This is a genomic window from Enterobacter cloacae complex sp. GYL001 (assembly GCF_049237125.1).
Taxonomy (GTDB): Bacteria; Pseudomonadota; Gammaproteobacteria; order Enterobacterales; family Enterobacteriaceae; genus Enterobacter; species Enterobacter hormaechei_C.
Genome location: NZ_JBMKGW010000032.1, coordinates 1 through 11056 on the forward strand (window position 1 = coordinate 1; position 11056 = coordinate 11056).

10 protein-coding genes and 8 pseudogenes are annotated in these 11056 nt (G+C 49.8%); 6 read left to right on the forward strand and 12 right to left on the reverse strand.

Features of this window, described 5'->3' with window-relative positions:
* Positions 1-97: 97 nt before the first annotated feature.
* Both ACOTWU_RS24415 and ACOTWU_RS24420 read left to right on the forward strand, forming a co-directional pair.
* A pseudogene (locus ACOTWU_RS24415) lies at positions 98-238 on the forward strand (replication initiation protein); the annotation flags it as partial.
* An 879-nt stretch (positions 239-1117) separates the two neighbouring features.
* Positions 1118-1924, forward strand: coding sequence for a DUF4225 domain-containing protein (locus ACOTWU_RS24420; protein ID WP_058671242.1), 807 nt, complete (start codon positions 1118-1120; stop codon positions 1922-1924).
* On the opposite strand, the gene ACOTWU_RS24425 is transcribed toward ACOTWU_RS24420, so the two are convergent.
* The 6 genes and pseudogenes from ACOTWU_RS24425 to ACOTWU_RS24450 form a co-directional block, all read right to left on the reverse strand.
* Positions 1899-2225 (reverse strand): hypothetical protein, encoded by a 327-nt coding sequence (locus ACOTWU_RS24425; protein WP_058671243.1) that lies wholly within the window; start codon positions 2223-2225, stop codon positions 1899-1901. The two genes, ACOTWU_RS24420 and ACOTWU_RS24425, sit on opposite strands and share 26 nt — an antisense overlap.
* Positions 2226-2356: 131 nt before the next feature.
* Positions 2357-3127: a TraX family protein gene (locus ACOTWU_RS24430; protein WP_058671244.1), complete on the reverse strand. Its 771-nt coding sequence runs from the start codon at positions 3125-3127 to the stop codon at positions 2357-2359.
* A 349-nt stretch (positions 3128-3476) separates the two neighbouring features.
* Entirely contained in the window at positions 3477-3749 is a 273-nt protein-coding gene (locus ACOTWU_RS24435) for a hypothetical protein (protein WP_204511150.1), read from the reverse strand.
* 1 nt (position 3750) lies between these two features.
* On the reverse strand, positions 3751-3972 hold the full coding sequence (locus ACOTWU_RS24440) for a hypothetical protein (protein ID WP_204511152.1): 222 nt from the start codon (positions 3970-3972) through the stop codon (positions 3751-3753).
* Between the two features lie 12 nt (positions 3973-3984).
* A pseudogene (locus ACOTWU_RS24445) lies at positions 3985-4278 on the reverse strand (thermonuclease family protein); the annotation flags it as partial.
* A gap of 15 nt (positions 4279-4293) precedes the next feature.
* Positions 4294-4479: a thermonuclease family protein gene (locus ACOTWU_RS24450; protein ID WP_306416660.1), complete on the reverse strand. Its 186-nt coding sequence runs from the start codon at positions 4477-4479 to the stop codon at positions 4294-4296.
* Between the two features lie 4 nt (positions 4480-4483).
* Here ACOTWU_RS24450 and ACOTWU_RS24455 point away from each other — a divergent pair.
* Positions 4484-5653: pseudogene (locus ACOTWU_RS24455) on the forward strand (Tn3 family transposase); the annotation flags it as partial.
* A 185-nt stretch (positions 5654-5838) separates the two neighbouring features.
* Positions 5839-5973, forward strand: a pseudogene (locus ACOTWU_RS24460) (transposase); the annotation flags it as partial.
* 332 nt (positions 5974-6305) lie between these two features.
* Here ACOTWU_RS24460 and ACOTWU_RS24465 read toward each other — a convergent pair.
* Positions 6306-6656, reverse strand: coding sequence for a hypothetical protein (locus ACOTWU_RS24465; protein ID WP_058671248.1), 351 nt, complete (start codon positions 6654-6656; stop codon positions 6306-6308).
* A 702-nt stretch (positions 6657-7358) separates the two neighbouring features.
* On the reverse strand, positions 7359-8234 hold the full coding sequence (locus tag ACOTWU_RS24470; protein WP_032492461.1) for a LysR family transcriptional regulator: 876 nt from the start codon (positions 8232-8234) through the stop codon (positions 7359-7361).
* Between the two features lie 132 nt (positions 8235-8366).
* Between ACOTWU_RS24470 and ACOTWU_RS24475 the strand changes: the two genes are divergently transcribed.
* The gene (locus ACOTWU_RS24475) at positions 8367-9254 is read left to right on the forward strand and encodes an extended-spectrum class A beta-lactamase SFO-1 (RefSeq protein WP_032489477.1); all 888 of its coding nucleotides are present in this window, start codon (positions 8367-8369) and stop codon (positions 9252-9254) included.
* 49 nt (positions 9255-9303) lie between these two features.
* Here the strand turns inward: ACOTWU_RS24475 and ACOTWU_RS24480 are convergent.
* Both ACOTWU_RS24480 and ACOTWU_RS24485 read right to left on the reverse strand, forming a co-directional pair.
* A pseudogene (locus ACOTWU_RS24480) lies at positions 9304-9513 on the reverse strand (integrase core domain-containing protein); the annotation flags it as partial.
* A 358-nt stretch (positions 9514-9871) separates the two neighbouring features.
* Positions 9872-10082: pseudogene (locus ACOTWU_RS24485) on the reverse strand (integrase core domain-containing protein); the annotation flags it as partial.
* 97 nt (positions 10083-10179) lie between these two features.
* On the opposite strand from ACOTWU_RS24485, the pseudogene ACOTWU_RS24490 reads away from it, so the two are divergent.
* Positions 10180-10341, forward strand: a pseudogene (locus ACOTWU_RS24490) (DUF6500 family protein).
* 56 nt (positions 10342-10397) lie between these two features.
* On the opposite strand, the pseudogene ACOTWU_RS24495 reads toward ACOTWU_RS24490, so the two are convergent.
* Both ACOTWU_RS24495 and ACOTWU_RS24500 read right to left on the reverse strand, forming a co-directional pair.
* Positions 10398-10557: pseudogene (locus tag ACOTWU_RS24495) on the reverse strand (resolvase); the annotation flags it as partial.
* 184 nt (positions 10558-10741) lie between these two features.
* Entirely contained in the window at positions 10742-10906 is a 165-nt protein-coding gene (locus ACOTWU_RS24500) for a hypothetical protein (protein ID WP_154590091.1), read from the reverse strand.
* Positions 10907-11056 lie beyond the last annotated feature (150 nt).

The following is an 11056-nucleotide window of genomic DNA, read 5'->3' on the forward strand; positions in this document are numbered from 1 at the left end:
CAGACGCCGGATAGATTCAAGCAAGCCAACTTGTCGTCAAAATCGGTGTTGCAAAAACGGGAGTGACCATAGATTCCGTTTTCTGAGACGACCCCATGAACGACTCCATGCAATGTCTGAATGGATTTACCGCACCCTGCCGCCTGACGAAGCGTACTGGTGCACATCTGAGCGCCTGAAGGCTCTGGCTATCCAGCATCTTTACCAGCTGGATCTGGCGCTTTCTCCACCGGACTAGTCACAGACGACACAGCAGTCTTCCTGTTTACAGGCCCCTCACCGGGGCTTTTCGTGCTGGATTTTTTCGGCCATTATGCTCATTTTTCATCTTTCACTCCTTTCGTCTTCCGGTCACCATGACGTTCTGCCGGTCGTTATGGCCCGCAATGGCCACAGTCTCTTTTTTTTACACAGAAATCCGCAAACGAATAAGTGGAGTAACCCGGAAATGAATAAAAGACATTCCGCAAAACAGTCTTACTTCACCTTTTTTATCTCTCTGTTCATTACATTCCAGAGTAGATCTTTGTCTACGGCCACTCTGTGGATAACGTAAAATGCCTTCGCGTGCAGCGGCCTCACGGCCGCGCGCTCAGAAGGAAATCAAAAGTACCTCCCGTCGCAAGCGCCGGGCCCCGTTCTCGCCAGAACCAGGCACCGCATACATACCTGACCCCTGCTAAACCGACGCCGCCCCGGCCCAAAGGGCCGGAACACCCTCGCTTTAAGAGGGATGTTGTAACTAGAAATCAAAGCAGCTGCAGTTAGCGTCGCGGCAAGCCCGCTGTACACGCTCGTAAGCGCCTCACGGCGCTAACGCGGAGATACAGCCCGTCAGCGGCCTCTGGCCTCGACGGGCTCACTCCGACCGCGCACATTAGCAATCGGAAAGCTTTAAGCGGGTATAGCTTTGCAGGGAAAGGGATGGGATTGGCAGAACCTATCAATCCGTAACGGCTGATGCCGGTTACGACGCCCCTCACCAGAATCACCCGGTTCAGCTCCGGCTGGCGTCTCCATGCCGCTTCGCGGCATACATTTACCCTTTAAAGCAGGGTTGCCTAAATCCGGGAGCGCGATAAGCTTTAATGGGTAATTTTCAATCAGGATGAGAAAAATGGATATAATTCTTCCGGGAAACAAAAGCCAGGCACGAGTCTGGGCAGAAACCATGATTAATCTGGAGGCCCGCAAACTCGTCAATACCGCTAATATTGTTGGCGCCCGACATCTGGGGGATGGATTGACGCGTCTCAAATTCATCGATGAAATTAAATCTGTCATTAATGGCGAATTTGAGCGTGCCCGGCGGGCAAAGTCTGACGAAGAGTGCATGACCTGCCTGCGTAACCTGCAGGCCGAAAACACCAGTCTGCTTGAGCAGAGCCGTCAGCTCCAGACCGGTTATGCGAAGCTATATGCCCAGATCAAATACGTCAGGGATGAAGACCGGATGGTCGGTTATGTCATCTCAGGAATTAAAGTGGTGCTGGCAGGTATGCAGGGCGTATTTGGCTTCGTGCTGACTTCCTCAATGACCCCCGTTGGCGTTCTTGCCGGGGCTATTCTGATTGTCGACTCGGCCAACACGATAACCCGTGAAGTTGGTCGTCAGTTCCTGAATGAACCTGACACGCAGGGTATGTTTGGTGATGGTGCCATGAATATCGCTAAATTCATGGGATTTGAACCGTCAACAGGGTTGGGGATATACAACGGGATCGCGCTTGCAGGCAATATCTACAGTGTCTATGGATTAATGGCCAGACCTGGAACATGGCGTCTGTTTAACTATATAAGCACCGATTTTTACCGGAAAATCGACACCATGTCCCGGGGCAAACTGACAATGAAAATTGTGGGATGGGGGGTAAAGGCTAAGGTTGTTTTCGATCTGATCACTTCTGATGACGCTGGGAAATGAGATTCCGGCGGTAATGCCATGATTTATAGGCCAGCTTCAAAGGCATGGTAATCGTAAACAGAGTGCCAAGAACAAGAATAGCCACGCCAAAGGAAATGGCATGCATCCTCGAGCCAGCCAAAAGTGTGGCCACAAAAATCAGTAACATGACTGACAGCACCCATATCAGGGCCTTAAAACGGTTTGCCAGATCGTTCAGTAGGGTATCCATCTCCGTACCCGTTTTAGCTGAACTGGCCCGCAGCCGGACAATGTCCTCTTCACTGAAGCCGTGGTTCGTCAGATCACTTTCATGGTTCATGCTTCTCTCCTTTTCCCTGCGGGAAGTTTAACATGCCCTGCGCTAATAACCAGTTAAGCCCGACCGATAACCTCTCAGGTGGTTACGGGCTATCAGCTCTTTCTCACTGATAGCCATCACGTCATCCTAAGTCAGCCAAAAGCAGACTGTACCAGACCAATAATCCCCAGGTGGCCGGCGTAAGCATAATAAAAGAAATTACGCGGCATGAAACGCCTGCGGCCCTCCGGACAGATTTGCCTGCAGAATGAAACCACTGCTAGGGGGAATGCCAGAGTAGGCAGCGTGGCCAGTAATAATGTTTCTGCGGGCATATCCAGGAGATGCGATAACCCGTTTAAACAAATCAGTGACAGCACGGCAGTGATGGCTGCCAGCCGCTGCACTCCGGGTGTATCGCTGCCAGAAACCGTTGCCATACTGATGGCCAGCGTTATTCCTGCCAGCCCGTAGCTTGCCGGCTGCAGGGGCCAAATCATGAGGGCCAGGAGCAGATATCCCGCAAACATTCCTTTCAGGCCGTGCTGGTACTGCAGGGCAATCAGCTGCGTGACGCCGGCAAACACGAACAGAATGTTCAGGGCCCACCAGGGCTGGTGATGCCAGAAGGCCAGGCTGAACACCGGCTGAGTGATGACTGCCCAGATCCACAGGCGACTGGCTCTCTTCTGCAGTCGTTCCGGGGTGCGCTGTACGTTCATCGCCCATATAAGCGTGAACAGGGGGAAGGCCATCCGGCCAAGCGCATACATCACCGGCCAGGCTGGCGACAGAAACACCGTATTGGTGTGGTCGATAATCATGGCCAGAAGTGCGAGGAGCTTGGCCATATCGAGAGCAGCGGGACTGAGCTGGCTGGCATTCCGGATTGTGGGAAGAACGTCGGGTACTGAACGATTCATGCTGTAGATTCCCCTGGCGACACGCGGTTAACAGCCAGCCCTGAACATAATGCCAGAATGCCCTGCCGGTTTGCGTTGTGACCCTGACCTTTAGTTTCTCCAGAATCTTGCGCACCGCAAATTCTGATTTATCACACAGCACGCGCATTGCGCCTGCCACATCCTTATTCTGAATACAAATACTTAAAATATGAAAATCGTTCACACCGCCCCCTTTCTTACACTCTTATTATCGGCTGCATGAATATTATATTTAGTTGAGCAGGAAAATTCTTGATAAAATATTCATATTAACGTTATAAATTTTAGTTAATTTATCAACTCATTTCATATGAGTGACGAACGTTCATTAATTATCTGTATTGTTTGCTGAAGTCTTTGCCCTGACCAGAGCAAAATCCGCACAAATAGATTTTGCGGCAGGCTTCCACCCTTTAGCCCATTCCTCGTTCATACGGCCTTCACTGACAATTTTCAGGGTGATGGCATAAGGGGTGCGCTGCAGTTTCTTCGACAGCCAGAGTATATGATCATCGATTCTGTCATCCGAAATATCAGCAATAATCGAATGAATAAGGTCCAGGTCCTCCGGTGCCCACGGTTTTCCTGAACGCGGAAACACTTCATCCGGAAGGCGTGGTTTTTTTCTTTTCTTCTTTTACCTGCGTTTTAGCTTCTTTTTCCGCAGTGATGAGGCGCTGTCGTTCCGTTAAGCCTCCCAGAATTGCAACCGTCCTGACCATATTTTCACGCTGCTCACGCGTAATATTTACTTCACCACATATAATGGCATTTAAAGTATCAACAAGGTTTTCCAGCTTGCTTTCTGTTAATTTTAACGTCATTCAGAAATCTCCTTAATCATTATTCTTTTTTAGCCCATCCTGATGCAGACTACGCCAGCGCCAGGGCTCTGTCTGACCTGGTTCTGACCAGAGTCCGACTGACTGACGGCGGGCTTCAGCCTCCAGAACAGCGTAGTCTGGCCGGGCGGGTTTTCCGTGGTAGCGGTATGTCCAGGCCAGGCCTTTGCGTATCTGTTCGGCATTCACAGCCGTCACGCCAAGCCACAAGGTGCCGAGCAAACGTCCATAGCGATCCTTATCACTTCCGGTGACGCTTACATGCCGCTGAGCCACCATCGATGAGAGTTCCTGACGGGAACGCTAGCCAAAGGGCTGACTCTTTTCCGGCGCATCGATGCCAGCCAGGCGAATGAGCGTCAGTTGTTTTCCCGGCTCAAGCATCTCAACGGTATCACCGTCCAGGACGCGCACAATCCGGCCACTGATATCTGCACTGGCCGAAAACGACACAACGAACAGGACCAGCGAGCAAAACTTCCGTTTCATTATTCGTTATGCAAAAAAATACGCTGATGCAGACAGCCTGATAGCGGTCATCGTTGCTCAGGCGATGAATCATGGTCATCACGTGATGGCACGAACCAGCGATATTCCGTTCCATGTTCTGGAAACAATGTACGAACAGTACCTTCGCCTGGCGTCGCTTCTCACAGCCAAAGAATGCATTACAGATACCGTTAAGGAACTGCCGATTTTCCCGCTCTATTCGTTTGACCCGGAAACCCTTTATGGTGCCGTTGACGGGCAAAAATTTGGCGTTGAACGACAGACAGTAAAGCCAGGTATTCGCGTAAATATTTCGGCTGCGGTAAAGGTATGGTAGCCTACATGCTGCTGTGTAACCACATCCCGATCTATGGCTATCTGATTGGTACAAATGACTATGAAGGTCACCATGTTTTTGATATCTGGTATCGCAATACCTCAGAGGTGAAACCCACAGCCATCACCGGTGATATGCACAGCATCAACAAAGCCAACTTTGCGATCCTGCACTGGTTTGGCTTGTGCTTTGAACCTCATTTCACCGACCTGAACAGGCAGCTGCAGGTGCTGTACTGCACCAGAGAACCCTCGATGTCTGATTCAGCCCGTCGGGCAAATTGACCTGGACCTTATCACCCGGGGAAAAAAGCAATCTCGAGCGTATTGTCGCCACGCTAGGACTGAAGGAAATGACGCAGGGAACGCTGTTCTGCAAACTGTGTACTCACACAACAACTAACCCGACAAGACAGGCAGTATTTGAATATGACCGGCTTGTTCGCAGCATTACACGCTGAAGTATTCGCGAGATCCGCAGCTGGAACGCGATATACGTCGCTCCCAGAACCGGATTGAATCGTATCACTAGCTGCGCGCTGCAGTCGCCAAAGTCGGTAGAAAGAAGGAGCTAACCGGGAAAAATGACCTTTAAACGGAAATCTGCAATCAGTGCGGGCAGTTGATCTGCTACGAGAGCGTTTATTACAACTCCGAGATCCTTTCACGATTACTGGAACTGCTGGAAGCAGAAGGCAACAACAAGGGTATTGAGGCACTGACCCGGATATCACCGGTAGCCTGGCAGTATATTTTATTGAACGGGCATTACACCTTCAAGAGTAACAATGAAATTATTGACCTAGATGCACTGGTTGCGGGGCTGAAACTGGGGTAACGGAAAAATCTGGGGTTCCGGCTAAGAACACCTATATCAGTGATACCAGGGAACTTAATACGGAAGCTGCAAAGGCGTACACGCTAAAAGCACCTCTGTGTTCATGTGCGAGATTGGGGTGAGTACGTCGAGGTTAGGACTGCTGACGGACTGTATCTCAGCATTACCGGCAGCAGACGCAGACACAGGAAGAGATGCTCGGGCGCTATATGAGTCATATCCCGGCAAAGAATTTTAAGAAGGTCCGCTACTATGGCTTCTTGTCCAACCGGAAACGGTGCGAACTGCTGCCAAAAGTGTATGAGGCTCTGCAGATGGAGGCGCGGAAATAAACGGAGCAGCCGGGCTTCGCCGCGTAAAGGGTTCCTGCACACGGATCCGAATAAATGCCTTCTGTACGGCAATCGGCTACGCTTCAGCGGTGCATAGGCTGGCTGACACGCCACGGAGTTAGTGGCAGATGCACAGCATTGACCGGAAACGATGGCTTCTGTCACATGTCACAGGCTGCGGGATAAGTGAGTCTGAAAAACGTCTTTCAGGCTAGAAATGCACCGAAAACCACATTTTATCGGCACAAATTGCATTAGCACCCAACGATACCATTCATGGTAAGGATATTTTTAATAACGATGATTCATTTTCCTAACCATCAAGAGGCTGGTGTTTTATATTTCCCATCAAGTTGAGCCTGCATTTTCAGCCAGAAATTTTCTTGGCAACGATTATAAAACTGCTTTTTCTGCGGTGAAATGGCGTATCCGCCATCATGTACCACATCATAACTGACCCAACACTCATGACAAACGTCATTCGATTGGAAGGTTTCGGATTCCATTCTATATAAAATCTGAACGTCATTATTAAACACGTAAAGGATTTCGCACTCTTCTATCGTGTTTTCCCCTTCAGAGAATCGCTTGAGGGTTTCCGTTTTATTGACCGTTTTTACCGATGACGGCAGTGCATGGATAGCACAAAGGTATGTGTAAAGTCGATGCATGGCAATCTGCCTCCAAACTTGTCACTGTCGGAAATACTTTCCCAAGAATAAAGCAAATGCTTGTTGGTGAAAAGACGAAAGGGCAGCACTCAGGAGTCCCTAATATAAACTGCCGAGCAGTGCGCATCCAGTTATTTGAATGCCGCTTAGCGGCATGGAGGTGCCAGCCAACGCTGAATATAGCTTTATTGGTGATTGGCACCCTAACCCGGCGCAGCCTGTTACAGGTTTGATAGGTTCAGCCAATCCATCCCTGTACCCTGCCAGACATAAACCTGCTAAAAGCGATACAGAAGCTTTTGTGAGCCGTCGGAGTGCTCATGACAAGGCGAAGCCGCAGTCGGGGTGTATCTCCGCGTTAGCGAGCCGTAAGGGCTGCTTACGGGCGTGTTATTCAATACCTTCAGTGATATATCCTACAGCAACTCAGGACTCTAGTTACAACATAATCCATCACAGGCAACGCGCCTGCTTTTGGCTCCCCTAATACCTGTGTCTTCAGCCAAGATGATGACAGTTATCGGGGGGCATTCAGGTTCCGTTAAATCCCGTTACCTGTTCCTGAATGTTTGAACGGACATGTCCTGTCTCTGTTTGTTTTCGGAAGCCCGCATTTCTTCCGAAAAACCATTTTTTTGCTACCCGCCTGACTCACCACAAGCAATAAGTCTGGAAACCCGAGGGGCACAGCATGCTGCGCCCCTACGTATTATCTTCTGCCGCTTCTTTCAGTAACCATTCGCTAAATATTTCCATCGCCGGGGTCATTGCTTTCGATTTTAAATGGGTTAACCAGTAACTGCCCATATTGATTTCGGTAGCAAATGGGCGCACCAGCTGCGCGGTGGTTAGCTCCCGGACAAACATTTTCGCTGGGGCTAATGCCACACCGCCGGAATGGATAGCGCTCTCGATCATCAGACGGGATGAGTCAAAGATGGCGCCATTCACTCTCACAGCCTGCAAGCCAGCGGCAGCAAACCAGTTTTCCCACTCTTCAGCACGGTAAGAACGCAGTAAATCCTCTTGCAGCAGATCGGCTGGGGTAACGAGCCGCTTAGCCGTAGCTGGCGTGCACAATACGGTCAGCGGAGCATTAAACAGCATCTCGTTATGGGTTGATGGCCACAAACCCGTGCCAAAACGGATGGCGAAATCAAGCCCTTCGGCGGCCAGATTAACAACGTTGTTGTTGGTGCGCAGCCGCAGTTTGACAAAAGGATGCTCTTGCCTGAACCGATCGAGACGTGGTAACAGCCAGCCCACGGCAAAAGTGCCGACGGCAGCCACGGTAAGCACCTCCTGGAACTGCCCCCCTTCAAACTGCCGGAAGGCTTTTTCAATATGGCCAAAGGCGTCGGTTAACACGGCAAACAGCGCCCGTGATTCCTCTGTCATTTCTAAACCACGGGGTAATCGTTTAAACAGCACCATGCCCAGGCGCTCTTCAAGCAGCCGAACCTGTTGGCTAACGGCAGCCTGGGTAACATAGAGCTCCAGCGCTGCCCGAGTGAAACTCAAATGTCTGGCAGAGGCTTCAAAAGCACGTAGAGCATTCAGGGGAGGGTTAGAACGCATAGGTATTATCCAAAAGATTTTCTTTATGTTAGAGAAAATTCTTGTCGCTTGTCAATAACGGTCTAAAAGAAGATAGTTCTCGCCATCTGCAGAACAACCCGCTGAGTTAATCCATTTTATGTGAGGCAAAACATGGTTAAAAATACATTACGTCAAACCACCCTGATGGTCGCTACGGTTATGCCGCTGCTGTTCGGTAGCGCACCATTATGGGCTCAATCCGCTAATGCCAAAGCGAATATTCAGCAGCAACTGTCCGAGCTCGAGAAAAACTCCGGTGGCCGCCTTGGCGTGGCGCTGATCGATACCGCCGATAATTCGCAGATCCTGTATCGTGGGGATGAACGTTTTCCCATGTGTAGCACTAGCAAGGTGATGGCGGTGTCGGCGTTGTTAAAACAGAGCGAGATGGATAAAAATCTTTTGGCTAAGCGGATGGAAATCAAACAATCCGATCTGGTCAACTACAACCCGATCGCCGAAAAACACCTGGATACCGGGATGACCCTTGCAGAGCTCAGTGCCGCCGCCATCCAGTACAGTGACAACACGGCGATGAACAAGATCCTTGAGCATCTTGGCGGCCCGGCAAAAGTGACAGAGTATGCGCGTACTATTGGTGATAAAACCTTTCGTCTCGATCGTACCGAGCCTACTTTAAATACTGCCATTCCCAGCGATAAGCGTGACACTACCTCGCCGCTGGCGATGGCAAAAAGCCTGCAAACCCTAACTTTGGGCAAGGCGCTGGGTGAACCACAGCGTGCTCAACTGGTTGAATGGATGAAGGGGAACACTACCGGCGGAGCCAGCATTCGCGCAGGTCTGCCAGCCACGTGGGTGGTCGGTGATAAAACCGGCAGTGGTGATTACGGTACCACTAACGATATCGCCGTGATTTGGCCAGCGAACCACGCACCGTTGGTGTTGGTAACCTATTTCACTCAGCCACAGCAGAATGCAGAAGCCCGCAAAGACGTGTTGGCTGCTGCCGCTAAAATTGTCACCGAAGGGCTTTGAATCAGGGATATGCACCGCGTATCTGCGCCGGGATTTCGACTGACTAGTCCTAGCATAGGTTGACACTTTTATGCCTGTAAAACGCCTGATGCACCGTATCGGGCGTTTTGTATTTTAGTGCCTAGTGAGGCTGAACTCTGTTGTAAATTGCTATTGATTCCCTCACCATCTTTCTTGCCTGCTACAGATCTGCCGGGCGTGACAGCAAAAACTTCGTCTTCAGTATCTCGTTGACCTTTTCCGCCAATGCGTTCTGATAGGCTTTGTCGCATTAAGGGTTTCGCGCACATTTCCACGATAATGCTAACGTGGTCGGTAAAAATCTTTTATTTTCATTATATTGACCTTTTAAAAAAACCGACTGCCGACATTCACATTTTCGACTCTTCGATGATTTTATTGACCGTGGAACGTGCGATACTTATCATCTTTGCTATTTCTGTCGCTCCGGTTTCCTTTGACCTTCTCCCCGTTGATTCATACACACCGATGATAGTAATGTCTTCATATTGACGCGCTCCCAGTATGTGATCCATTCATAATTAGGAATATCCGGCTTCTGACCCCGCCCCCGAATATGCTCCAGTCATAATCAGGAATAACCGGCTTCATGTTGGTTACATATTCTGGCAACCGACAGATTTTTCTGCAAATTCGGACGGGGTCATCCATCCCAGAGTAGAATGGGGACGCTTCTGGGCGCCAAGCCTCGATTTTGGACCGGGCATCTTCCAGCGACATGAACCAGTTTTCATTCAGGCACTCCTGCCGTAGCCTGCCATTGAACGACTCCACAGTCGCATTGTCCGTTGGGGTTCCCGGGCGTGAGGATCTTTAACCAATTCTGCCCATTCGACAGCGTCTGAGAGCATGTGTCCTCAGCAACTATAAGAGAAAGATAATGAGAGCCAGCATTTGAGCGAAGATTGTGAAGGTATGTGAAGCTAAGACAGCGGCAAAAGGGGATGATGTTGGCGTGTCATTTTATGCTTTTTTTGCCAACAAGAATGATGACCCGGAATTACTCATGTAAGTAGCCGAATGGTGGATCATGGAGATGAAGCTGGATCACTTTGAAAAAGCCTGAAAAATCATATCCCTTTTGTAATATAGTTGTAACTTAACTACTCCACTGCTGACAGAGTTTTCCTTTGCAGTAACTGAAATCGTACATATCAGAGAGGGACTGTAACCTGTCGCATCGGCTGTTTCGCGGATACTTAGTTTTTTAATACAGAACTTTCTCGTACCGCTCCTAGTCAGCCTGTTTACCCTGATATTTCCACATATTATGTGCGTGTTTATTCCGCGAAGTGAGGATGAAAAAAGCATTACGGCGTAAGCCGTAATAATCTCTCACCCTGCCAAGCTTGAACAATCCCAATTTAAGCCACGAAGAAGGTTATGTGAGTCGTCGGAGTGGTCCAGAGTAAGCCTTAATCGGGGCGTATCTCCGCGTTAGCGTGCCGTAAACCGTCCGATCGCAGTCAGTCGTGAAAACAGCCGCTGAACGCCAGTACGCGCATGTAAACCGTCAGATACTGCTCGTTGAGATTGCGCAGGAAATCAGCGACCAGCGCATCAACCAGCGCGGGACATCCGTCGTGATACTTAACTTCCAGAGCTCGAATATGCAGGCGCAAGTCGCTCATGGTGCTGGATAGCGCAGCCAGATCGTCACGCAGTTGTATATGTCCCTGATAATTTAGGCACTGTTGCAAAGTTAGCGATGAGGCAGCCTTTTGTCTTATTCAAAGGCCTTACATTTCAAAAACTCTGCTTACCAGGCGCATTTCGCCCAG